The organism is Enterobacter cloacae complex sp. 382A5, from assembly GCF_050031095.1.
GTDB classification, from domain to species: domain Bacteria; phylum Pseudomonadota; class Gammaproteobacteria; order Enterobacterales; family Enterobacteriaceae; genus Enterobacter; species Enterobacter cloacae.
In genome coordinates, this window is sequence record NZ_JBLGVK010000001.1 from 335827 (window position 1) to 358488 (window position 22662).

General features: G+C 54.4%; 21 protein-coding genes. 11 read left to right on the plus strand and 10 right to left on the minus strand.

Annotated features, from left to right (window positions below):
* Positions 1-72: 72 nt before the first annotated feature.
* Both ssb1 and ACQG2G_RS01570 read left to right on the plus strand, forming a co-directional pair.
* Complete coding sequence (gene ssb1 / locus ACQG2G_RS01565; protein ID WP_347480623.1) at positions 73-597, plus strand: single-stranded DNA-binding protein SSB1; 525 nt, start codon at positions 73-75, stop codon at positions 595-597.
* Positions 598-697: 100 nt separating this feature from the next.
* Positions 698-1333 (plus strand): hypothetical protein, encoded by a 636-nt coding sequence (locus ACQG2G_RS01570; RefSeq protein WP_248079026.1) that lies wholly within the window; start codon positions 698-700, stop codon positions 1331-1333.
* Positions 1334-1394: 61 nt separating this feature from the next.
* Here ACQG2G_RS01570 and ACQG2G_RS01575 read toward each other — a convergent pair whose 3' ends face one another.
* On the minus strand, positions 1395-1676 hold the full coding sequence (locus tag ACQG2G_RS01575; RefSeq protein ID WP_008503385.1) for a YjcB family protein: 282 nt from the start codon (positions 1674-1676) through the stop codon (positions 1395-1397).
* Between the two features lie 557 nt (positions 1677-2233).
* Here ACQG2G_RS01575 and ACQG2G_RS01580 point away from each other — a divergent pair.
* A complete protein-coding gene (locus tag ACQG2G_RS01580) occupies positions 2234-3799 on the plus strand; it encodes an EAL domain-containing protein (protein WP_023622182.1) in 1566 nt (521 codons plus the stop codon).
* A gap of 6 nt (positions 3800-3805) precedes the next feature.
* Here the strand turns inward: ACQG2G_RS01580 and soxS are convergent, their stop codons facing one another.
* Positions 3806-4132 carry a superoxide response transcriptional regulator SoxS gene (soxS, locus tag ACQG2G_RS01585; protein ID WP_013095071.1) on the minus strand — a complete coding sequence of 109 codons (327 nt, stop codon included), beginning with the start codon at positions 4130-4132 and terminating at the stop codon, positions 3806-3808.
* 97 nt (positions 4133-4229) lie between these two features.
* Here soxS and soxR point away from each other — a divergent pair, with 97 nt between their 5' ends.
* The 4 genes from soxR (at position 4230) to ACQG2G_RS01605 (ending at position 9165) form a co-directional block, all read left to right on the plus strand.
* A complete protein-coding gene (gene soxR / locus ACQG2G_RS01590) occupies positions 4230-4688 on the plus strand; it encodes a redox-sensitive transcriptional activator SoxR (protein WP_013095072.1) in 459 nt (152 codons plus the stop codon).
* A 360-nt stretch (positions 4689-5048) separates the two neighbouring features.
* Complete coding sequence (locus ACQG2G_RS01595; protein ID WP_061772109.1) at positions 5049-5720, plus strand: glutathione S-transferase family protein; 672 nt, start codon at positions 5049-5051, stop codon at positions 5718-5720.
* Between the two features lie 298 nt (positions 5721-6018).
* The gene (ghxP, locus tag ACQG2G_RS01600) at positions 6019-7368 is read left to right on the plus strand and encodes a guanine/hypoxanthine transporter GhxP (protein WP_013095074.1); all 1350 of its coding nucleotides are present in this window, start codon (positions 6019-6021) and stop codon (positions 7366-7368) included.
* Positions 7369-7518: 150 nt separating this feature from the next.
* Entirely contained in the window at positions 7519-9165 is a 1647-nt protein-coding gene (locus ACQG2G_RS01605) for a Na+/H+ antiporter (RefSeq protein WP_013095075.1), read from the plus strand.
* A 76-nt stretch (positions 9166-9241) separates the two neighbouring features.
* Here the strand turns inward: ACQG2G_RS01605 and ACQG2G_RS01610 are convergent, their stop codons facing one another.
* On the minus strand, positions 9242-10129 hold the full coding sequence (locus ACQG2G_RS01610; RefSeq protein WP_013095076.1) for a LysR family transcriptional regulator: 888 nt from the start codon (positions 10127-10129) through the stop codon (positions 9242-9244).
* A gap of 102 nt (positions 10130-10231) precedes the next feature.
* On the opposite strand from ACQG2G_RS01610, the gene ACQG2G_RS01615 reads away from it, so the two are divergent.
* Both ACQG2G_RS01615 and ACQG2G_RS01620 read left to right on the plus strand, forming a co-directional pair.
* Complete coding sequence (locus ACQG2G_RS01615) at positions 10232-10642, plus strand: CidA/LrgA family protein (RefSeq protein WP_020686648.1); 411 nt, start codon at positions 10232-10234, stop codon at positions 10640-10642.
* Complete coding sequence (locus ACQG2G_RS01620; protein WP_061772110.1) at positions 10635-11324, plus strand: LrgB family protein; 690 nt, start codon at positions 10635-10637, stop codon at positions 11322-11324. The genes ACQG2G_RS01615 and ACQG2G_RS01620 overlap by 8 nt, the downstream gene beginning before the upstream one ends.
* Positions 11325-11355: 31 nt before the next feature.
* On the opposite strand, the gene actP is transcribed toward ACQG2G_RS01620, so the two are convergent.
* The 3 genes from actP to acs form a co-directional block, all read right to left on the minus strand.
* Positions 11356-13005, minus strand: coding sequence for a cation/acetate symporter ActP (gene actP, locus ACQG2G_RS01625; protein WP_013095079.1), 1650 nt, complete (start codon positions 13003-13005; stop codon positions 11356-11358).
* Positions 13002-13316 carry a DUF485 domain-containing protein gene (locus ACQG2G_RS01630; RefSeq protein WP_013095080.1) on the minus strand — a complete coding sequence of 105 codons (315 nt, stop codon included), beginning with the start codon at positions 13314-13316 and terminating at the stop codon, positions 13002-13004. The genes actP and ACQG2G_RS01630 overlap by 4 nt, the downstream gene beginning before the upstream one ends.
* A 130-nt stretch (positions 13317-13446) precedes the next feature.
* Positions 13447-15405, minus strand: a complete 1959-nt coding sequence (gene acs / locus ACQG2G_RS01635; protein WP_248079029.1) for an acetate--CoA ligase — start codon at positions 15403-15405, stop codon at positions 13447-13449.
* Positions 15406-15828: 423 nt separating this feature from the next.
* On the opposite strand from acs, the gene gltP reads away from it, so the two are divergent.
* Positions 15829-17142: a glutamate/aspartate:proton symporter GltP gene (gltP, locus tag ACQG2G_RS01640; protein WP_013095082.1), complete on the plus strand. Its 1314-nt coding sequence runs from the start codon at positions 15829-15831 to the stop codon at positions 17140-17142.
* A gap of 80 nt (positions 17143-17222) precedes the next feature.
* On the opposite strand, the gene ACQG2G_RS01645 is transcribed toward gltP, so the two are convergent.
* From ACQG2G_RS01645 to fdhF, 3 genes are all read right to left on the minus strand, one after another.
* On the minus strand, positions 17223-17897 hold the full coding sequence (locus tag ACQG2G_RS01645) for a tetratricopeptide repeat protein (RefSeq protein WP_029883707.1): 675 nt from the start codon (positions 17895-17897) through the stop codon (positions 17223-17225).
* Positions 17898-18018: 121 nt separating this feature from the next.
* Complete coding sequence (locus tag ACQG2G_RS01650) at positions 18019-18171, minus strand: Hok/Gef family protein (RefSeq protein ID WP_013095084.1); 153 nt, start codon at positions 18169-18171, stop codon at positions 18019-18021.
* Positions 18172-18491: 320 nt separating this feature from the next.
* Positions 18492-20639 (minus strand): formate dehydrogenase subunit alpha, encoded by a 2148-nt coding sequence (gene fdhF / locus ACQG2G_RS01655; protein WP_080453125.1) that lies wholly within the window; start codon positions 20637-20639, stop codon positions 18492-18494.
* A 252-nt stretch (positions 20640-20891) separates the two neighbouring features.
* Between fdhF and ACQG2G_RS01660 the strand changes: the two genes are divergently transcribed.
* Complete coding sequence (locus tag ACQG2G_RS01660) at positions 20892-21623, plus strand: response regulator (RefSeq protein ID WP_061772757.1); 732 nt, start codon at positions 20892-20894, stop codon at positions 21621-21623.
* A 4-nt stretch (positions 21624-21627) separates the two neighbouring features.
* Here the strand turns inward: ACQG2G_RS01660 and lpxO are convergent, their stop codons facing one another.
* Positions 21628-22536, minus strand: a complete 909-nt coding sequence (gene lpxO / locus ACQG2G_RS01665) for a lipid A hydroxylase LpxO (RefSeq protein ID WP_040023656.1) — start codon at positions 22534-22536, stop codon at positions 21628-21630.
* Positions 22537-22662: the final 126 nt, after the last annotated feature.

Below are 22662 nucleotides of genomic sequence, written 5' to 3' on the forward strand. Positions count from 1 at the left end.
TGCAAATTGACGCGTGGAAATGGTACACTCGCGCGTTTACACTATTAAGAAACGTATTCAGGAGACACGAACATGGCCAGCAGAGGCGTAAACAAGGTGATTCTCGTCGGTAATCTGGGCCAGGACCCGGAAGTACGCTACATGCCGAGTGGTGGCGCAGTTGCCAACATTACGCTGGCTACTTCCGAATCCTGGCGTGACAAAGCGACCGGTGAGATGAAAGAGCAGACCGAATGGCACCGCGTTGTGCTGTTTGGCAAACTGGCAGAAGTGGCCGGTGAGTATCTGCGTAAAGGCTCTCAGGTGTATATTGAAGGCCAGCTGCGTACCCGCAAATGGACCGATCAATCCGGTCAGGAAAAGTACACCACTGAAGTGGTGGTAAACGTTGGCGGCACCATGCAGATGCTGGGTGGCCGTCAGGGCGGTGGCGCACCAGCAGGTGGCGGCCAGCAGCAGGGCGGTTGGGGCCAGCCTCAGCAGCCACAGGGCGGCAACCAGTTCAGCGGCGGCGCGCAGTCTCGTCCGCAGCAGCAGTCCACTCCGGCACCGTCTAACGAACCGCCAATGGATTTTGACGACGACATCCCATTCTGATTGTCTTCAGCACTAAAGAAAGCCCTGCTGTTGCAGGGCTTCTTGTTTAATTCTCATCACGTTATATTTGGTGCCTGACCCATCTCATCCGCGAGGAGCTATGCCACAACAACTCTTTGATCCCGCAGACGTTCAGAAGACATTCGCAATGCTCACGGTGGACAGCCATAATACGACGTTGCTGAATGAAATTTCCCTTCGTGCGTCAGTCGATGACGAGCTGAGTTTTGGCCCATTCCCTCCAGGCTATCATTTTGTCAGGGCGGAAAATCGTATTGCAGGTATTCCTAACGAGCATTTTGAACTGGCCCTGGTGAATGAAATCACCAGGGAGATTGTTTACTACAATCGCGTGATTTATCAGAAAGATGCTTTTTTGAACTACATGCCGGTTACGCAAATCCTGATATGGCGGTCACCTAAACCATCGCACCGTGGCGTGTTGCGCGATTTGCCAGGAAAAGTGTTTTCTCAGTATTTGCTGGAAAAATACAATGTCATCATCACAGACCGTCACCAGACACGTGATGGTATGAGTTTCTGGCAATCACGTCTGTATGATGCTATCGCCAGCGGCTATCATTTGTACGCCTATGACATGATTACCTGTGAAATGAGACCGATAATGAAAGACAGCGATATCGGCAATCAGGTTGATTGGCTATGGGGCGATGAGGAGCATCATCAGAACCGGCTGGCGATCATCAGTAAACTCCCGCTGCCTGCTGTGGATTGATGCCTTGAAAATAAAAAAGCCTCGTAAGAGAGGCTTTTAACATGCTGTTATGAAACGACCATCAGGTAATCACCATCGGCCAGTCTGGTGGCGTATGGCTCATTGCCTCAACCATCACTACTTTAATATTTTCCCAGACGGCGGCAATATCCAGCAGGGTGATACCAAGCAGACCCGTTGCAAACCAGCAAGCCGCGCCCAGTCCTAACAGCGTACTGATGACCGCAAGACCCGCGTAGTCAGATTTACGAAACTGAATGTTCAGCGTGCTGGCTAAAAACATCAGTACCGCACTCAACAAAGGCCAGCGCAGGAGAACCATGCTGGTCGTAATGGTTGCCATAAAACCCATCCTCTCCAAAACAGACGAACTGAATGAAACAGTGTTTCTCGTTACATGATATGTGTGAACTATATCACATTTGTTGATTTATTCGCCAGTGCCTGTGCGAGCAGATTGGGGATTTTATTACGCTGAAAAAGAGAGGCGGCAGGATGGGGTTGCCTTCGACATCGGCGGATGCGAACCCACCACGTGCCGGGAGCAACCTCCTTTGGTCGAGTAGAGGAGGGCAACGGCGTTCCCAGCGATGCCTTTTTATAAATGAAGCCTTATTCTCTGCTGATCCTGGAAATAATGTGGTAATAGCAGAACGTTTATAAAACATTGATCAAAATACACCCGTTCAGGCTGGATAAATATTTTCCTTAATAGAAACGGAACGAATACTTTTAGTTTAGCTTACGGACAAATATTATCGTCATAACGAAATTTAAGATTTTTAATACTAAAAGTCAGTTGCTAACTTCGCATGATTCATGCAACGTAATCACCTGTTTATCAAAGCATCCGGCCTTCATTACTACAGGCGTACAACATGCAGGGATATAGGGCGGAAAATGAATCGTAGCGCGCGGCGCAAGATGCTCAGAGTGGTAGGGATCATCATGGTAGTTATGCTGCCGGTGATGCTTGCGCTATGGTTTGCCCAGCTAAGAGCGGTGTCGGAAACAAGCGCGCAGTTACGCACATTTGCTGAACTGGCTTTAGACAAAACTGAACTGGTTATTGAACAGGTTGATCTGGCCCGGGCCGAAGCGGAAAAATATCAGGGTAAAGTTTGTACGCCGTCACATCGGCAATATATGTTGAACGTGGTTCGCGGCCGTCTGTTCATCGCTGATTTAATTTATGCCGAAGGCCAGAATTTTCGTTGTTCATCCATTTTTACTCCGGATCGGCCCTATGCGATCTCCCCCGCTAATTACATCCGTAAACCCGATATCGCTATCTATTATTACCGTGATACGCCATTTTTCACTGGCTATAAAATGACATATATGCAGCGCGGGAATTATGTCGTGGTGGTTAATCCGCTCTCGTACAGTGAAGTGATGTCCACCGATCACTCTCTCTCATGGGGCGTGTACGATACGGTAACGAATGCCTTCTTTTCCGTCAGTCAGAAAGCCAACGTTTCTTTATTAAACTCGATGATTCGGGATAAGGACGTGGTATTTCAAAAAGATGACCGTTTTTATACGGTGGTAAAATCGGATAAACGTCCGATTGCCGCCATCGTTTCAACGTCGAATAAACGCTTCTATGAAACGCTCTACCATCAGGCGACGTTGACGCTGCCGCTGGGAATGATCTGTAGCATCATTATTTTGCTGGTCTGGTCGCGCACCCACCGTGAGCTGAACTCCCCAGGACGATTGCTGCATCGGGCGCTGAATAAACGTCAGCTTTGTGTCCATTATCAGCCAATCATCGATATCAAGAATAATCAGTGCGTGGGGGCAGAGGCGTTGTTACGCTGGCCTGGTTTTAACGGGCCTGTCATGAGCCCGGCGGAATTCATCCCGCTGGCGGAAAAAGAGGGGATGAGTGAACGCATCACGGATTATGTTGTAGAAGAGGTCTTCAGCGATCTGGGCCATTTCCTGGCCGCGCATCCTGACCTCTATATTTCGATCAACCTGTCGGCGACGGATTTTCACTCTTCGCGGCTGATCGCCATGATATCCGACAAAGCGCGGCACTATGCCGTGCGTGCGCAGCAGATCAAAATCGAAGTGACGGAGCGCGGATTTATTGATGTGCCGAAAACTACGCCGGTTATCCAGGCTTTTCGTCAGGCGGGTTATGAAGTGGCAATCGACGATTTTGGTACAGGTTACTCGAACCTGCATAATCTCTACTCGCTGAATGTCGATATTCTGAAAATCGACAAATCCTTTATCGACACCCTAACCACCAACAGCACCAGCCATCTTATCGCCGAGCATATTATCGAGATGGCGCAGAGCCTGCGGCTCAAAACCATTGCGGAAGGGGTAGAAACTGCCGAGCAGGTAAGCTGGTTGTTGAAGCGCGGCGTACAGTTCTGTCAGGGATGGCACTTCGCGAAAGCGATGCCGCCCCAGGAGTTTATGACCTGGCAGCAGCAACCTTTGCACTGATAAACCTTAATTCAACTGGTGACGGTAATCGCTTGGCGTGCGGTCAAACTCGCGGCGAAACACGCGGGAAAAGGTTTGTTGCGACACATACCCCAGATCCATCGCGATATCAAAAATAGGCCGCTGCGTAGAGCGTAACGCCTGCGCTGCCAGTAGTAACCTGCGCTGACGAATGTACTCACCCAGCGTCTGGTGCATTACGGTCCGGAACATTCTCTGTAAATACCATTTCGAATAGCCCGACTTTTTCGCGACCACATCAATGTTCAACGGTTGGTCGATATGTTCATCAATCCATTCAATAAGTGTCTGAATAATTTGCTGATGCGACATAAGGTTGCCCTCTGTAGATACAACTTTCCTGGTTGATTCGTCGTTTTCTCTGTGGGGGAGTATAATTCCTCAAGTTAACTTGAGGTAAAGAGGTTTTATGGAAAAGAGATTGCCGAGGATAAAAGCGCTTTTGACCCCGGGTGAAGTGGCTAAGCGAAGCGGTGTGGCAGTATCGGCGCTCCACTTCTATGAAAGTAAAGGGTTAATCAAAAGCATTCGTAACGCCGGAAACCAGCGGCGCTACACCCGTGACGTGCTCCGCTACGTGGCGATTATTAAAATTGCGCAACGAATCGGAATTCCCCTGGCCACCATCGGTGAGGCGTTCGGCGTGTTACCGGAAGGCCACACGCTGAGTCCGAAAGAGTGGAAAGAGCTGTCATCCCAGTGGCGAGAGGAGCTGGATCGGCGTATTCATACGCTGGTGGCGCTGCGTGACGAACTGGACGGGTGTATCGGTTGCGGCTGTTTGTCGCGCAGCGATTGCCCGTTACGCAACCCCGGTGACAAACTGGGCGAACAGGGGACGGGGGCGCGGCTGCTGGAAGAAGATTGAGATCTGTTTGCCGGGTGGCGGCTGCGCCTTACCCGTCCTACAAAACCGAGAACGTAGGCCGGATAAGCGAAGCGCCATCCGGCAAAAAGCATAATAAAGAACTAAAGCGCCACATATGGGCGCTTTAGTTTTTTCCGGTCTTTGTCTTTCTCTCTATCCCGCTGGCTCACGGGAGGGTTTCCCCCGACATCAGCACCCCTCATGTCGAGCTGGTTGAGGAGGTTCCGGTTTGTGCTGACACTTTAATTCTATGTAAGGGCCGCTTTTTCGCCAGTCACCGGGGCCGCTTTTTTGGCGAATATTTTTCGCGGTGTTGTTCAATTTTCTATAGTTAAAAAGTATGAATAACAGGAGACCTCTATGCTCACGGTACATCACCTTAACCAGTCGCGCTCACACCGCGTGATCTGGGCTCTGGAAGAACTTTCTCTGCCCTATGAGATTGTTCACTACCAGCGCGAAAAAACGATGCTGGCTCCCGAGTCCCTTAAACGCGTGCATCCGTTGGGCAAGTCACCGGTCATTGAAGACAACGGACTGATCCTTGCTGAATCCGGTGCCATTCTGGATTATCTGCAGGAAACCTACGACGCAGAATCGCAGCTTAAGCCGCTGGATCCTGCCCACAAGGTGCAATACCGCTTCTGGCTACACTATGCCGAAGGTTCTCTTATGCCGCTGCTGTTAATGAAGCTGGTATTTAGCAGCCTCGGTAAACCGCCCGTGCCGTTTGGAATACGCACGCTGGGGAAAGCGCTGGGTCAGGGCGTGCAAAAAGCCTATCTCAACCCCCAGCTCGAAACCCACGCGCGTTTTATTGAATCTCACCTGGCTGAAAATAGCTGGTTTGCCGGAGAGACTCTCAGCATGGCCGATATTCAGATGAGTTTCCCGATTTTTGCCCTGCTGGCACGTGGCGGTGTCGAGGATCTTCCGCACACCCATGCCTGGAAGAAAAAGGTCGAAAATCGTCCTGCCTGGCAGAGAACCCTGGAACAAGGTGGGCCGTTAACGATCCCTGGCGAGGCGTAATTTGTAACCCCATTGCGCATAAACGATAACGTTTGCGCATCCTCTGCTTATTTCTTCATCGTCATAAGCGAAATTTAGCGAAAAACGAGAAAGTTCAGTTGAAAAGGGCGGTGATTAGGCTGGATAATCGTTTGCCTAAATTTGACCACCCGTTTTGTAAGCGCGGAGCTAAACGTTTGCTTTTTTTGTGACGCCCCTTTTCGTCGCAAACGCAGCACAAGGATTTGACGTTTTGCTGGCAGTGGAGTCTCCACCACGCTTACGGACTTTCTATAAAAACTCTCAGGGGATGTTTTCTATGTCTACGCCATCCGCGCGTACCGGCGGTTCACTTGACGCCATCTTTAAAATTTCTGCTCGCGGCAGCACCGTGCGCCAGGAAATCGTTGCCGGTCTGACAACGTTTCTGGCAATGGTGTACTCCGTCATCGTTGTGCCGGGCATGCTCGGTAAAGCAGGCTTCCCACCGGCAGCGGTCTTTGTTGCAACCTGTCTTGTCGCCGGTGTCGGCTCCATCGTAATGGGGCTGTGGGCGAATCTGCCGATGGCGATTGGCTGTGCCATTTCCTTGACCGCCTTCACCGCGTTTAGCCTGGTGCTGGGCCAACACATCAGCGTACCGGTTGCCCTGGGCGCCGTCTTCCTGATGGGCGTGCTGTTCACCATTATCTCGGCAACCGGCATTCGTAGCTGGATTTTGCGCAACCTGCCGCACGGCGTGGCGCACGGCACCGGTATCGGTATCGGTCTGTTTCTGCTGCTAATTGCCGCCAACGGCGTGGGTCTGGTCATTAAGAACCCGCTGGACGGTCTGCCGGTGGCGCTGGGTCACTTCGCCAGCTTCCCGGTGATCATGTCCCTGATTGGCCTGGCGGTGATTATTGGTCTGGAAAAACTGAAAGTCCCAGGCGGCATTCTGCTGACCATTATCGGTGTGTCCATTGTTGGCCTGATTTTCGATCCGACCGTGCATTTCTCCGGTATTTTTGCCATGCCGTCACTGAGCGATGACAACGGTAACTCCCTGATTGGCAGCCTGGATATTGTCGGCGCGCTGAACCCGGTGATCCTGCCAAGCGTGCTGGCGCTGGTGATGACGGCGGTGTTTGATGCCACCGGTACCATCCGTGCGGTGGCCGGTCAGGCGAACCTGCTGGATAAAGATGGTCAGATTATCGACGGTGGCAAAGCGCTGACCACCGACTCCCTGAGCAGCGTCTTCTCGGGTCTGGTAGGGGCTTCTCCGGCTGCGGTCTATATTGAGTCTGCTGCGGGCACCGCGGCAGGCGGTAAAACTGGCCTGACCGCCATTACCGTTGGTGTGCTGTTCCTGCTGATCCTGTTCCTCTCTCCGCTCTCTTATCTGGTGCCAGCCTACGCTACGGCTCCGGCACTGATGTACGTCGGCCTGCTGATGCTGAGCAACGTGGCGAAAATTGACTTTGCGGACTTTGTGGACGCGATGTCAGGCCTGATCACTGCGGTATTTATCGTGCTGACCTGTAACATCGTGACCGGCATCATGATCGGCTTCGCGTCGCTGGTGATTGGTCGCCTGGTCTCCGGTGAGTGGCGCAAGCTGAACATCGGCACCGTGGTTATCGCCGTTGCGCTGGTGGTGTTCTACGCGGGCGGCTGGGCAATCTAAATTGTCCTTTGATGCGAAAACGGGTGGCTCAGGCCGCCCGTTTTTATTTTCAGGACTCATCCCGTTGCCTTTTGCGTTACTCTGGGGAAGATAGAATAAAAGGCACGACGCCTTCCGTAGTACATAAGTAACACAGCAAACAGGGAACGCATGGAAATCTTTTTCACAATACTCATCATGACCCTTGTGGTCTCATTATCCGGGGTGGTTACACGCGTACTGCCCTTTCAGGTCCCCCTGCCATTAATGCAAATTGCCATCGGCGCGCTGCTGGCGTGGCCGACGTTTGGCCTGCACGTTGAGTTCGACCCGGAACTGTTCCTCGTGCTGTTTATCCCGCCACTGCTGTTTGCTGATGGCTGGAAAACACCCACGCGCGAGTTTCTGGAACATGGGCGCGAGATCTTCGGTCTGGCACTGGCGCTGGTCGTCGTGACCGTGGTCGGGATTGGTTTCCTGATCTATTGGGTGGTTCCGGGGATCCCGTTAATCCCCGCTTTTGCGCTGGCCGCAGTCCTGTCGCCAACCGATGCCGTGGCGCTGTCCGGCATAGTGGGTGAAGGGCGGATTCCGAAGAAAATCATGGGCATCTTACAGGGAGAGGCGCTGATGAACGACGCCTCCGGTCTGGTTGCCCTGAAGTTCGCCGTGGCCGTCGCAATGGGGACGATGATCTTTACCGTGGGTGGCGCGACCCTGGAATTCTTTAAGGTTGCTATTGGCGGTATCCTGGCGGGCTTCGTGGTGAGCTGGCTGTATGGCCGCTCGCTGCGCTTCCTCAGCCGCTGGGGCGGTGATGAACCCGCAACACAGATCGTACTGCTGTTCCTGCTGCCGTTTGCCTCCTATCTGATTGCCGAACACATTGGTGTGTCGGGCATTCTGGCAGCGGTAGCGGCAGGGATGACCATCACCCGCTCCGGCGTAATGCGCCGCGCGCCGCTGGCCATGCGTCTGCGTGCAAACAGCACCTGGGCAATGCTGGAATTTGTCTTTAACGGCATGGTCTTCCTGCTGTTGGGTCTGCAGCTGCCGGGCATTATGGAATCCTCTCTGGTGGCGGCGGAGGCCGATCCGAACGTTGAAGTCTGGATGCTCTTTACCGACATCGTGCTGATCTACATGGCGCTGATGCTGGTGCGCTTCGGCTGGCTGTGGACGATGAAAAACTTCAGCGTGCGCTTCCTGAAGAAAAAGCCGATGGAGTTTGGTTCGTGGACCACGCGTGAGCTGCTGATTGCCTCCTTTGCGGGGGTACGCGGGGCGATTACCCTGGCCGGTGTGCTCTCCATTCCGTTGCTGTTGCCGACGGGCGATGTCTTCCCGGCGCGTTATGAACTGGTCTTCCTGGCGGCGGGCGTGATCCTGTTCTCACTGTTTGTCGGTGTGATTATGCTGCCGATTTTGCTGCAGCATATCGACGCCGGGGACGCCACGCAGCAGCATAAAGAGGAGCGGATTGCCCGCGCTGCCACTGCCGAAGTGGCGATTGTCGCTATTCAGAAAATGGAAGAGCGCCTGGCCGCCGATGCCGAAGAGAACATCGACAACCAGCTGCTGACGGAGGTGAGCTCACGCGTGATTGGTAATCTGCGTCGCCGGGCTGACGGCCGTAACGATGTGGAAAGCTCGCTGCAGGAGGAGAACCTGGAGCGCCGGTTCCGTCTGGCGGCGCTGCGCTCCGAGCGTGCCGAGCTGTATCACCTGCGCGCCACGCGGCAGATCAGCAACGAGACGCTGCAAAAGCTGCTGCACGATCTGGATCTGCTGGAAGCGTTGTTGATAGAGAATCAGTAACGCTGTTTTTTGCCCGGTGGCGCTGCGCTTACCGGGCCTACGTGCTCGATCGGTTCCCTCTCCCTGTGGGAGAGGGTTAGGGTGAGGGCACCCAAAATCCCTCACAACATTGCAGCCACGCCTGGGCGCTGTGCGACAAATATATCCCTTCTCGCCAGATCATCCCCAACTGCCAGTGCAAATCGCTTTCGAGTGGGATCCAGCGCAGCGTGTTTTTATCCAGACGCTCGCAAATCGGCTGCGGCAGAATGGCAATCCCCACGCCTGCCTGCACCATCGCTGCCAGGAAATCCCACTGGCCGCTGCGCACCGCAATGCGCGGCTTCACGCTATGTTGATTAAACAGCGTCATCAGCTGGCGGCTGAGGGCGAAATCTTCGTTGTAGATCAGCAGAGGGTATTCGCCGAGCAGTTCAGGTTTCACTGAGTCTCGCTTCAACCAGTCGCCGGAGCGGGGAACCAGCACGCACAGCGGATGGCTAAAGAGCGGAAGCGTCGCCAGACCGCTCTCTTCCTCAACGGGGAGGGCTGTCATGGCGACGTCCAGCTCGCCGTTGGTTACGGCCTGCTGGACGGTTAATCCACCAAACTCCGAAATTTTGAGTTCAACGCCGGGGTAACGCTGGCGAAACAGGCTAATCGGCCCGGCCATCATCATCCCGACCATCGGCGGAATACCAAGGCGCAGCACCCCTTTGGTCAGGTGGTTAATATCGTCTAGCTCCGCTTCCAGCTGACGAAACTCGGCCAGGATCGCCAGGCCACGTTCAAACACCACGCGCCCGGTATCGGTAAGCAACAGCTTGCGTCCGTCGCGGATCAGCAGGGTACAGTTGAGTTCATCTTCGAGGTTTTTCAGCATTTTGCTGATGGTGGGCTGGGTAACAAATAACTTCTCCGCTGCGCGGGTAAAACTCTGCTGGCGAACCACTTCGACAAAATAGCGCAGCGTTCTTATGTCCATGATTATTCCTCGAAACTATACCTTCGATGATTTTAATTCATTTCAGTCCATACCGTGCGCTCACTATACTGGCGCCTCGTCTCATTTTTGAGGAAAACCCCCATGGCCGTGGCGTTAAGCCGTGTTACGCCTGCCGTTGTGCAACGACTCCAGGTACCGGTTCAGGTACTGCTCTACGCGGGACTGTTTGTTTTTGCAGAATATCTTGTCGGCTGGCTGCATCTGCCGCTGCCTGCCAACCTGGTGGGGATGGTGTTGATGCTGACGCTCATTCTCTGCCGCGTTATCCCCCTTAGCTGGGTGCGTGCCGGCGCGCGCTGGCTGCTGGCAGAGATGTTGCTGTTCTTTGTTCCTGCCGTGGTGGCAGTGGTGAACTATGCGCAACTGCTGATGGTGGACGGCTGGCGGATCTTCGCGGTCATCGCCCTGAGCACGCTGATGGTGCTGGGCGCCACCGCCTGGGTGGTGGACAAGGTTTATCGCTTCGAGATCCGCAGGCAAAAACATGACTAACTTCCAGATAAGCGTGCTGTGCCTGATTGCCACGCTGGTTATCTACTTTGCCAACAAGCGCCTGTATCGTCGCTTTCCCGCGCTGCCGCTGATGCCGCTGGTCTTCACGCCGATCCTGCTGGTGCTGATGCTGGTTTTTGGCCATATCTCCTGGCAAAACTACATTGGCGAATCCCACTGGTTGCTGTGGCTACTGGGGCCGGCCACCATCGCCTTTGCGGTGCCGGTGTACGACAACCTGAATATCATTAAACGTCACTGGATGTCGCTCAGCGCGGGGGTGATTACCGCCACGGTGGTGGCGGTCTGTAGCTCCGTCTGGCTGGCGCGGCTGTTTACGCTGCCCGATGAAATTCAGCGTAGCCTGGCCGTGCGCTCGGTAACGACGCCATTTGCGCTGGCAGCCGCTAAACCGCTCGGCGGACAGCCGGATCTGGTGGCGCTGTTCGTGGTTGTCACCGGTGTCTTCGGTATGGCGGTAGGCGACATGCTATTTCTGCGGCTTTCTATCCGTGAAGGGTTGGCAAAAGGGGCGGGATTTGGCGCGGCGTCACACGGCGCGGGAACGGCACGCTCTTATGAGTTGGGTCAGCAGGAGGGGGTTGTAGCAAGCCTGGTGATGATGCTTTCCGGCGTGTTGATGGTGCTGATTGCGCCGCTGGTGGCGTGGGTGATGTTCTGAACTCCCCGGCCCGAAGGCCGGGGATCAAGACTCAGTGTGCGCGGCCTTGTTCCACGCCCAGGCCGGTTTGCGAGCGAATAAACTGGGCGCGGAATTTCTCACGCTCCAGGTTCCCCTCCGGCGAGTTGTCGGTTGCAGAGAAGATCCAGATACCGATAAACGCCACGGCGATTGAGAACAGCGCCGGGTACTCATACGGGAAGAGCGCCTTTTCGTGACCGAGGATCTGCACCCAAATCGTCGGGCCGAGGATCATCAGGATCACCGCGGTCAGCAGCCCCAGCCAGCCGCCTACCATTGCGCCACGGGTGGTCAGTTTAGACCAGTACATGGAGAGCAGGATGATAGGGAAGTTACAGCTCGCCGCAATTGAGAAGGCCAGCCCCACCATGAAGGCAATGTTTTGCTTCTCGAAGAGGATCCCCAGCAGGATCGCCACCACACCCAGAATCAGTACGGTGATTTTGGAGACTTTGAGCTCTTCACGCTCGGTTGCGCCTTTGCGGAACACGTTCGCGTACAGGTCATGCGACACCGCAGATGCACCGGCAAGCGTAAGCCCGGCAACCACGGCAAGGATGGTGGCAAAGGCCACCGCTGAGATAAAGCCGAGGAACAGATTGCCGCCTACCGCATCCGCCAGATGCACTGCCGCCATGTTATTCCCGCCAATCAGCGCGCCCGCCGCGTCTTTAAATGCCGGGTTCGCTCCCACCAGCATGATGGCGCCGAAACCGATGATAAAGGTCAGTATGTAGAAGTAACCCATAAACCCGGTGGCGTAGAAGACGCTCTTGCGCGCTTCGCGGGCATCGCTCACGGTGAAGAAACGCATCAGGATATGTGGCAAGCCTGCGGTACCAAACATCAGACCCAGACCGAGTGAAAGCGCGGATATCGGGTCTTTCACCAGCCCGCCCGGGCTCATGATCGCTTCCCCTTTCGGGTGGACAGCCATTGCTTCGGTAAACAGGTTGTTGAAGCTAAAGCCGACGTGTTTCATCACCATAAAGGCCATGAAGCTCGCACCGAACAGCAGCAGAACCGCTTTGATAATTTGCACCCAGGTGGTTGCCAGCATGCCGCCAAACAGGACGTACATCACCATCAGCACACCCACCAGCACCACCGCGACGTGGTAGTTCAGGCCGAACAGAAGTTCGATCAGTTTGCCTGCGCCAACCATCTGGGCGATCAGATACAGCGCCACCACCACCAGCGAACCGCAGGCGGAGAGAATACGAATCGGACCCTGCTTCAGGCGATACGAAGCCACGTCAGCAAAGGTGAAACGCCCCAGGTTGCGCAAGCGTTCGGCGATCAGGAACAGAATGATCGGCCAGCCCACCAGGAAGCCGAGAGAGTAGATCAGACCATCGTAGCCGGAGGTGTAAACCAGCGCGGAGATCCCAAGGAAAGACGCGGCAGACATAAAGTCGCCCGCAATCGCCAGCCCGTTCTGGAAACCGGTAATATTACCGCCCGCAGTGTAGTAATCATTACGGGAACGGACGCGTTTCGACGCCCACCAGGTGATATACAGCGTCAGCACCACGAAAATCAGGAACATGATAATCGCCTGCCAGTTGGTTGGCTGGCGCTGAACCTCGCCGGTAATGGCATCTGCGGCGTGTGCCGCAAAGGGAAGTGTGGCGGCAAGCGCCGTCAGGACTCTCTTCATGATGCTTTTACCTCACGCAGTACCGCTTTATTAAGACGATCGAATTCGCCGTTCGCGCGCCAGACGTAGACGCCGGTCAGCACAAACGAAATCACAATCACGCCAATGCCAATCGGGATGCCCCGTGTGACGCTGGTGCCCTCATGCAGCGGCGTACCCAGCCAGTGCGGGGCAAAGGCGATAAGCAGAATAAAGCCGACGTAGATAATCAGCATGATGATGGAAAGTAAGAAGGCAAACCGTTGCCGTTTATCAACGAGCTCCCTGTAGTGCGCACTGTTCTCTATCTGCTGACAAATATCGTTATTCATCACAGAGTTCTCCAGAAGTAAGGTTTGTTTTATCCCCTCTCCCCTATGGGGAGAGGGTTAGGGTGAGGGGAGGAAGGTGCGGTCTGATGCCCTCACCCCGGCCCTCTCCCACAGGGAGAGGGAGAAAAGATTATGAAGGCATTGCGATGGACTGCTTCTCTTCGAGCAGTTTTTCCACCACGCCCGGATCGGCGAGCGTTGAGGTATCACCAAGGTTGCTGGTGTCCCCTGCCGCGATTTTGCGCAAGATTCGGCGCATAATTTTGCCGGAACGAGTTTTCGGCAGCGAGTCAGTCCAGTGCAGTACATCCGGCGTGGCAAGCGGGCCAATCTCTTTGCGGACCCAGTTGCGCACGTCGGCATACAGTTCTGGCGATGGCTCTTCACCGTGGTTCAGCGTCACGTAGGCGTAAATCGCCTGGCCTTTAATGTTGTGCGGGATCCCCACAACGGCGGCTTCGGCAATCTTCGGATGCGATACCAGCGCGGATTCAATCTCCGCGGTGCCCAGACGGTGGCCGGAGACGTTCAGCACATCGTCCACACGCCCGGTGATCCAGTAATAGCCATCCTCGTCGCGACGCGCGCCGTCACCGCTGAAGTACATGTTTTTAAAGGTTGAGAAGTAGGTCTGCTCGAAGCGTTCGTGGTCGCCAAAGAGCGTACGTGCCTGGCCCGGCCAGGAATCGACGATCACCAGGTTGCCTTCGGTGGCACCATCCAGCGGATTGCCTTCGTTATCCACCAGCGCAGGCTGGACGCCGAAGAACGGTTGGGTCGCTGAACCGGCTTTTAAGCGGGTCGCACCCGGCATTGGGGTGATCATGAACCCACCGGTTTCGGTCTGCCACCAGGTGTCCATTACCGGGCATTTTTCGTTGCCGATCTTCTTCCAGTACCACTCCCAGGCTTCCGGGTTGATAGGCTCGCCGACGGAGCCGAGGATGCGCAGGGAAGAGCGGTCAGTGCCTTCTATCGCTTTATCCCCTTCCGCCATCAGCGCACGGATCGCCGTTGGCGCGGTGTACAGAATGTTGACCTGGTGCTTATCGACCACCTGGCACATCCGCGCCGGGGTTGGCCAGTTTGGTACACCTTCAAACATCAGCGTTGTTGCACCGCAGGCCAGCGGGCCGTACAGCAGATAGCTGTGACCGGTGACCCAGCCCACGTCGGCAGTGCACCAGTAGATATCGCCCGGATGGTAGTCGAAAACGTATTTAAAGGTGGTGGCCGCATAGACCAGATAGCCACCGGTGGTATGCAGTACGCCTTTCGGTTTGCCGGTGGAGCCGGAGGTATAGAGGATAAACAGCGGATCTTCCGCGTTCATCTCTTGCGGTTGATGCTGGTCGCTCGCTTTTTCAATCAGGTCGCTCCACCACAGGTCACGTCCTTCATTCCAGTCGATCTTGCCACCGGTACGCTTAAGGACGATAACGTTACTGACGGTTTTGACGTTCGGGTTTTTCAGCGCTTCGTCGACATTTTTCTTCAGAGGAATACCGCGCCCGGCGCGCACGCCTTCATCGGCGGTGATCACCAGTTTCGAACTCGAGTCGACAATACGCCCGGCAACCGCTTCCGGCGAGAACCCGCCAAAGATAACGGAATGGATCGCGCCGATGCGCGCGCTGGCCAGCATCGCCACCGCCGCTTCCGGCACCATCGGCATATAGATGGCGACCACATCGCCTTTTTTAATGCCCTGGTCCAGCAGCACGTTAGCGAAGCGGCACACGTCGCGGTGCAGCTCTTTATAAGAGATATGTTTGCTCTGAGAGGCGTCGTCGCCTTCCCAGATAATGGCCGTTTCGTTACCGCGTTCGGCAAGGTGGCGATCGAGGCAGTTCGCCGCAAGGTTTAGCGTGCCGTCTTCATACCATTTAATAGAAACGTTACCCGGCGCAAAGGAGGTGTTCTTCACCTTCTGGTAAGGTTTGATCCAGTCAAGAATATGGCCCTGCTCGCCCCAGAAAGCGTCAGGATCAGAGACAGATTGCTGATACTTCTCGTGGTACTGCTCCGGGTTGATCAGGCAACGGTCCGCAATGTTAGCGGGAATGTCGTGTTTGTGTATTTGGCTCATGGCTTTTTTTCTCCTTGTAAGATGTTAATAATATGTCGCAAAAACGTTAATAGTAGGGGCTTTACAAGCTTTGTTTATTATTTGGGCGGCAGATCACGCATTGTTTGAAGCGTATGAAAAATGAGCGAATGAAACTTTGAAGAAAAATAATTTACCGGACGGATTATTCACATTTGCGCATAAAAAATCGTTTTTATAACAAATGGTTATTTATAAGAATTATCGTAAACTCGCGTCATAACGGCTTTTCGTAGTGAAATGCGTTGTTCTTTAAGGCTTGCGCAACACACCGCGCAGATGATACTCATACGCCGCGTTAAAAAATCCCATAAACCAACGCAACACAATTCATACCCTTTCAGTATGTCTCCATATTCATGCAGTCTGCATGAATAGGGCGCTTCATTGAGGAAGTCAGTTTCTATGAAAAACGTTAAAGTCAGCCTGGCCTGGCAAATCCTGCTGGCCCTTGTGCTGGGTATCCTGCTGGGTAGCTATCTCCATTATCACAGCGACAGCCGCGAGTGGCTGATTGCGAACTTGCTCTCCCCGGCGGGCGATATCTTTATTCATTTGATCAAAATGATCGTGGTGCCGATTGTCATCTCGACGCTGGTGGTCGGTATTGCCGGAGTCGGTGATGCAAAACAGCTGGGCCGCATCGGTGCAAAAACCATTCTCTATTTCGAAGTGATCACGACGATTGCCATCATCCTTGGCATTACCCTGGCGAATGTCTTCCAGCCAGGTTCCGGGATCGATATGTCGCAACTTGCGACGGTGGATATTTCGAAATACCAAAGTACGACCGCTGAAGTGCAGAGCCATGCACACGGCCTGATGGGTACCATCCTGTCGCTGGTGCCGACTAACATTGTGGCGTCGATGGCGAAGGGCGAGATGCTGCCAATCATCTTCTTCTCGGTGCTTTTTGGTCTGGGTCTTTCCTCTCTGCCTGCCACGCACCGTGAACCGCTGGTCACCGTGTTCCGCTCCATCTCTGAAACCATGTTTAAAGTGACCCACATGGTGATGCGTTACGCGCCGGTTGGGGTGTTTGCGCTTATCGCGGTAACCGTGGCGAACTTCGGTTTTGCCTCCCTGTGGCCGCTGGCGAAGCTGGTAATTCTGGTGCATTTCGCCATCCTGTTCTTCGCGCTGGTGGTACTGGGCATTGTGGCGCGCCTGTGTGGGCTGAGTATCTGGATCCTGATCCGCATTCTGAAAGATGAGCTGATTCTGGCGTACTCCACGGCCAGCTCTGAAAGCGTGCTGCCGCGTATTATTGAGAAGATGGAGGCCTATGGTGCCCCGGCTTCTATCACCAGCTTCGTGGTGCCAACCGGCTACTCCTTTAACCTGGACGGCTCGACGCTGTACCAGAGCATCGCAGCCATCTTTATTGCCCAGCTGTACGGCATTGATCTGTCGCTGTGGCAGGAAATTGTGCTGGTGCTGACGCTGATGGTGACCTCAAAAGGGATCGCGGGCGTGCCGGGTGTCTCCTTCGTGGTGCTGCTGGCGACGCTTGGCAGTGTCGGTATTCCGCTGGAAGGCCTGGCGTTTATCGCCGGTGTTGACCGTATCCTCGATATGGCGCGTACGGCGCTGAACGTGGTTGGAAACGCGCTGGCGGTGCTGGTTATCGCCAAGTGGGAACACAAGTTCGACCGTAAAAAAGCGCTGGCGTATGAACGCGAGGTGCTGGGTCGTTTTGATAAGACGGCTGACCAGTAACATCCTAAGCCCGGTGGCGCTGCGCTTACCGGGCCTACGGGTTTTGTAGGCCGGGTAAGGCGAAGCCGCCACCCGGCACGTTATTCTCCACTCAACGCATCAAACTCTTCACATCCCGTATCAAACCCTTCCGTACAGCTCAGGTTCAACCAGTAGAGCGCCTTCTGTTTATTGGGCGTGATAAAGCCTTTCTCGCCCTGCTGGAACAGCATCCCTGCCCAGTATTCGGCATAGCCGGTGCGTGACAGAGACGAGCTGCGCTTAAACCATGATGCCGCCAGAGCGTCGTCCTGGGCCACTTCTACACCGTTGGCATAAATCAGACCCAGCAGCATTTGCGCATCTACCGCAGAGTCGTTGTCGATATCTTCAGTGGCCGTCTGCAGCAGTTTGATGGCCTGCGGGTAGTCTGTTTTGCCACCCTGGGTATTCACCAGAACGCGTGCCAGCATAATGGCGCCACGCTTGCTGCCCGCAATCGTGGCCTGCTGTGCCAGCGCTTTAGCCTGAGCGTAATCGCCCTGAGTAAAGTGGATCTGAGACAACAGGGCCATGGCATCGATGTCGCCCCCTTTTGCCGCTTTCTCTGCCCACATTGCCGCCTGCTTGCTGTCGCCGGAGCTGAACCAGGTGTCGGCGAGATAATACTGAGCGCGTGCATCGCCCGCCTCCGCCTGTGCTTTGTACTGGCTGCCAATCTCATCGGCATGGACGAACGACGTAAAAATTAATAACAACAGTAAAAATGGTTTCATGGATTCTTATCATCTGGGTACACGCCGCGCAGTATAATCGCGGCCATAGAATAAAAAAACGGGTGCGTTAAGACCTCAGCATCCTGCAAGCCGGGCGGAACTGTCGTTCCGCCCGCAGAGGTTAGCCTGCAACGCAGGCTAATTTCGCCGCCACCTCCTGATGTTCACTCTTTATTGTCAGTTCGCATAACTTTCCGCGAGTAATAAAGGTAAAGATCACTATCGTCAGGCAGATAATAAAGACAATGCCTAACGCAGTTTTTAATGGCGTCATGCCTTTTACTCCTTGTCAAAAAAAGAATAAGAGGCTACTCTCAACCTGTAGGTTGTTGGGGGTAGCCTCGGGTAAATTAATATTTCCCGGGGCTTTCCACTTTCTGTCCCTCAACAATGCTCAAGACAGAAAGTCTTAAGCACCCGCTGCGCATCTTATCCATTTGAATCAAAATGCAAAGATGTAATTCTTTTTCGTGCAATTTACATTATTTCTGCGAGCAGTTTTCCAGATTAATAATTGATATTTTTAATGAGTTAAGCAGAAATAAAAAGGGAGTGAATATTTCACTCCCTTTATTCATCAATTAAATAATATCATTATCCCATCGCACTTTCGCGCAAGCGGGCTTTCAGCTTGTTATATTCGTCGATCACATACTGTTCCGCAGCGTGCTGATCCGCAATCGGCTCCACGCGTACGGCGCAGTACTTATACTCCGGCGTTTTGGTTATCGGGCTTAAGTTCTCCGTCACCAGTTCGTTACAGGCGCCAATCCACCACTGGTAGGTCATGTACACCGCCCCTTTGTTGGGACGATCGCTGACCTGCGCACGGGTAATGATCCTGCCTTTACGCGAGTTCACCCATACCAGCGCTTCGTCTTCAATGCCAAGACGTTCAGCGTCGGCGGTGTTGATCTGCGCATAACCAGGTTCGTCCGCCAGCGCTGCCAGCGCCGCGCAGTTGCCGGTCATCGAACGACAGGAGTAGTGGCCCACTTCACGTACGGTGGAAAGCACCATTGGATACTCATCGGTGAGTTTATCAATGGGGGCAACCCAGTCGCAGGTGAAGAACTGTGCCAGCCCATTTGGGGTGTCGAATTTCTCTTTAAAGAGATACGACGTGCCCTGGTCGGCCTCAGACTCATCCCGGCACGGCCACTGGATATACCCCAGTTCACCCATTTTTTCATAGGTTGCACCGTTGAAGTCCGGACACAGATGCCGCAACTCGTCCCAGATCTCCTGAGTGTTGTTGTAGTGCATCGGATAACCCATGCGGGTGGCAATTTCGCTGATGATTTGCCAGTCGGTTTTCAGATCCCACTTCGGCTCCACCGCTTTAAAGAAGCGCTGGAAGCCACGGTCTGCCGCCGTGTAAACCCCTTCATGCTCGCCCCAGGACGTTGAAGGTAAAATCACATCCGCCGCTGCCGCGGTTTTGGTCATAAAGATGTCCTGAACAATCACCAGCTCCAGATCCTCAAACCCTTTACGCACCGCAGAGAGCTCGGCGTCGGTCTGGAGAGGATCTTCGCCCATGATGTAAGCCGCCCGCACTTCACCATGTGCCGCCCGGTGCGGCAGCTCGCTGATGCGATACCCGGTGTGCTCCGGCAAACTTTCCACGCCCCACGCTTTGGCAAACTTCGCGCGGTTTTCCGGGAACTTCACGTACTGATAGCCCGGATAGGTGTCCGGCAGCGCACCCATATCGCAGGCACCCTGCACGTTGTTCTGACCGCGTACCGGGTTCACCCCGACGTGTGCCTTGCCAAGGTTGCCGGTCAGCATGGCGAGGCTGGTCAGGGAACGCACGGTTTCCACGCCCTGATAGAACTGGGTCACGCCCATGCCCCACAGAATGGCGGCGGTTTTCGCTCCGGCGTACATCCTTGCTGCCTGACGGATCTCCTGCGCGCTGACGCCGGTGATCGCTTCGACAGATTCTGGCGTATAGCCTTCGACAATTTTCCGATACTCTTCAAAATCTTCCGTACGGGTGGCGACAAACGCCTGGTCGTAGAGGTTCTCCTCAATAATGACGTGCCCCATGGCGTTCAACAGCGCGATGTTCGAGCCGTTTTTCAACGCGATGTGCATATCTGCAATACGTGCCGTTTCGATTTTGCGCGGATCGCAGACGATGATTTTCGCCCCGTTCTGTTTGGCGCGAATAACGTGGTTCGCGACAATCGGGTGAGAATCCGCCGGGTTATAGCCGAAGATAAAGACGAGATCGGTGTTGTCTATCTCGTTAATTGCATTACTCATTGCGCCGTTTCCGACCGACTGGTGCAGACCTGCAACCGATGGGCCGTGTCAGACGCGAGCGCAGCAGTCGACGTTATTGGTTCCAATAACGGCGCGCGCGAATTTTTGCATTACATAGTTGGTTTCGTTACCCGTCCCGCGTGATGACCCGGTGGTCTGGATCGCATCCGGGCCATATTTAGCCTTAATGGCGCTCAGGCGGGTGGCGACGTAGTCCAGCGCCTCGTTCCACGAGACGGCTTCCAGTTTGCCACCGCGTTCACGGCGGATCATGGGGGTTTTCAGGCGCGGGGTGAGGATTTGGGTATCGTTAATAAAATCCCAGCCGTAGTACCCTTTCAGGCACAGCGTGCCCTGGTTGGTTTTCCCCTGTGCGGCCTCCGCCCGGACGATTTTGCCGTTATCGACCACCAGGTGGATCTTGCAACCTGAGGCACAATAAGGGCAAACCGTGACGACTTTTTTCATCAGTCTGCTCCAGTTAATCATTTCGCAGCCATAATGCAGCTTTTATGCCATGTTTTCAGTGTGGGTATCACTCGACTTTACGGGCGTTCTCCTGGCAAAACCCTGACGAAAAGCAGGCAATCGTCAAAATTGACGTGTCGAAAAGGCAGCGGATGTGACATGGGTTGTAATTCCGTCACGTAAAAATCCATTTGGCTGGAGCCGACGGCAGAATAGTTCAGACTTAACATAATCCCCTGACGGAAGCATGCGATGAAACCGGCGATTCTGGTGGTTGATGACGATACGGCAGTGTGCGAGCTGCTGCAGGATGTGCTCAGCGAGCACGTCTTTACGGTGCTCGTCTGCCATAACGGACAGGACGCACTGAACCGGGTTCATCAGGAACCGGGAATTGCCCTGGTCCTGCTGGACATGATGCTGCCGGATATCAACGGCCTGCAGGTCCTGCTGCAGTTGCAAAAGCAACGCCCGGAACTGCCGGTAGTGATGCTTACCGGGCTGGGCAGTGAGTCTGACGTGGTGGTAGGGCTGGAGATGGGGGCCGACGATTACATTGGCAAACCGTTTAATCCGCGTGTGGTGGTCGCCCGGGTTAAAGCCGTGCTCAGGCGTACCGGAGCGCTGGCGGCTGACACGTCCGCGCCACGAGTCGCGGGCATTGCTTTTAATGGCTGGACGCTGGATACCACCCGCTGCGAACTGATCGATCCGCAGCGTAACCCCGTACCGTTGACCCAGGGTGAATACGGCCTGCTGCTGGCGCTTACCCAGAACGCCCGCCGGGTACTGAGCCGCGAGCAGCTGCTTGAGCTGACCCACAGCGAAAGTGCCGATGTGTTTGACCGCACCATCGACGTGTTGATCATGCGCCTGCGCCGGAAAATCGAAGCCAATCCGCACCAGCCCGCATTAATCAAAACGATCCGCGGGCTGGGCTACGTCTTTGCCGCCGATGTCTGTCATCCCGATAGGGCGGCGTAAGTGCTTACGTTATGGCAGCGACAATAAGCGCGGCGAAAATCGCCGTGATGACCAGGTACTTCAGTGCGTAATAGAGCTTCCGATTGCGCTTTTTCAGACGCTGACCGCGTTCTCGCCCGGCGTGCACATATTTGAAGATACGGTTGATTCCCCCGGTGCGGTCGTTATCGTCATTGGGGGAGCTGGCCGCTGACATCAGCGTTGTCCCGACCCAGTGGTTAACCGCCTGCGCCCAGCGCCATTTCATCGGACGTTCGATATCGCAGAAGAGAATAATCCGCGTGTGATCCGATTTATTCTCCGCCCAGTGCACGTAAGTTTCATCAAAGATGACAGCCTCACCGTCACGCCAGCTGTGGCGCTGCTGGTCAACCTCTATAAAGCAGCGATCGTCATTTGGCGTGACCAGGCCTAAATGGTAACGAACCGAGCCGGCGTAGGGATCGCGATGCTTGCCGAGCTTCGCGCCCGCCGGGAGTTCGGCAAACATTGCCGCTTTCACGGATGGGATCTCACTCACCAGTTGTGTCGTAACGGGGCACAGGGTCTGAGCCGAGGGATGCGCATCGGCATACCATTTGAGGTAAAACCGTTTCCAGCCGCGTTTAAAGAAGGTGTTAAAACCGGCATCGTTATGATTTTGTGCCGCCTTAATATGATCCTGCAAACGCAGCGCCTCTTCGCGAATGACCTCCCAGTTTTCCGTCAGTTTATTTAATTCCGGAAAGCGCTCGGTTTCAAAAAAGGCCTGTCTGGCGGGCAGCGAAGAGAACGCCGTCATAAACATATTGATAGGCGCCATAAAGGTGGAGTGGTCGAAAAGTTGACGGGAAAGCGTCTGTTTTTCTTTGCCGCGCGAATGCGCATAAATAACACTGATAATAAATATAGCGATGATAATTGCTGCGAACATTTTTCCTTGTCCTCTGTATCTCTCATTTCGGAAAAGCGTGTGGGCAATATGTTGCCCACGCCGAATGTGCCAGACGCAGAGAGTGTAGTTCGGCTATGCAAAATTCATAGAACTGTAATCAAAAAT

Excerpts from the sequence above, each read along its gene's own strand:
- actP (WP_013095079.1), bottom strand. The coding sequence starts at position 13,005 with ATGAAGAGAGTCCTGACGGCGCTTGCCGCCACACTTCCCTTTGCGGCA.
- acs (WP_248079029.1), bottom strand. The coding sequence starts at position 15,405 with ATGAGCCAAATACACAAACACGACATTCCCGCTAACATTGCGGACCGT.
- ACQG2G_RS01595 (WP_061772109.1), top strand. The coding sequence starts at position 5,049 with ATGCTCACGGTACATCACCTTAACCAGTCGCGCTCACACCGCGTGATC.
- ACQG2G_RS01645 (WP_029883707.1), bottom strand. The coding sequence starts at position 17,897 with ATGAAACCATTTTTACTGTTGTTATTAATTTTTACGTCGTTCGTCCAT.
- lpxO (WP_040023656.1), bottom strand. The coding sequence starts at position 22,536 with ATGTTCGCAGCAATTATCATCGCTATATTTATTATCAGTGTTATTTAT.
- ACQG2G_RS01630 (WP_013095080.1), bottom strand. The coding sequence starts at position 13,316 with ATGAATAACGATATTTGTCAGCAGATAGAGAACAGTGCGCACTACAGG.
- ACQG2G_RS01610 (WP_013095076.1), bottom strand. The coding sequence starts at position 10,129 with ATGGACATAAGAACGCTGCGCTATTTTGTCGAAGTGGTTCGCCAGCAG.
- ACQG2G_RS01620 (WP_061772110.1), top strand. The coding sequence starts at position 10,635 with ATGACTAACTTCCAGATAAGCGTGCTGTGCCTGATTGCCACGCTGGTT.
- ssb1 (WP_347480623.1), top strand. The coding sequence starts at position 73 with ATGGCCAGCAGAGGCGTAAACAAGGTGATTCTCGTCGGTAATCTGGGC.
- gltP (WP_013095082.1), top strand. The coding sequence starts at position 15,829 with ATGAAAAACGTTAAAGTCAGCCTGGCCTGGCAAATCCTGCTGGCCCTT.
- ACQG2G_RS01605 (WP_013095075.1), top strand. The coding sequence starts at position 7,519 with ATGGAAATCTTTTTCACAATACTCATCATGACCCTTGTGGTCTCATTA.
- soxR (WP_013095072.1), top strand. The coding sequence starts at position 4,230 with ATGGAAAAGAGATTGCCGAGGATAAAAGCGCTTTTGACCCCGGGTGAA.
- ghxP (WP_013095074.1), top strand. The coding sequence starts at position 6,019 with ATGTCTACGCCATCCGCGCGTACCGGCGGTTCACTTGACGCCATCTTT.
- ACQG2G_RS01575 (WP_008503385.1), bottom strand. The coding sequence starts at position 1,676 with ATGGCAACCATTACGACCAGCATGGTTCTCCTGCGCTGGCCTTTGTTG.
- ACQG2G_RS01615 (WP_020686648.1), top strand. The coding sequence starts at position 10,232 with ATGGCCGTGGCGTTAAGCCGTGTTACGCCTGCCGTTGTGCAACGACTC.
- ACQG2G_RS01580 (WP_023622182.1), top strand. The coding sequence starts at position 2,234 with ATGAATCGTAGCGCGCGGCGCAAGATGCTCAGAGTGGTAGGGATCATC.
- ACQG2G_RS01660 (WP_061772757.1), top strand. The coding sequence starts at position 20,892 with ATGAAACCGGCGATTCTGGTGGTTGATGACGATACGGCAGTGTGCGAG.
- ACQG2G_RS01650 (WP_013095084.1), bottom strand. The coding sequence starts at position 18,171 with ATGACGCCATTAAAAACTGCGTTAGGCATTGTCTTTATTATCTGCCTG.
- soxS (WP_013095071.1), bottom strand. The coding sequence starts at position 4,132 with ATGTCGCATCAGCAAATTATTCAGACACTTATTGAATGGATTGATGAA.
- ACQG2G_RS01570 (WP_248079026.1), top strand. The coding sequence starts at position 698 with ATGCCACAACAACTCTTTGATCCCGCAGACGTTCAGAAGACATTCGCA.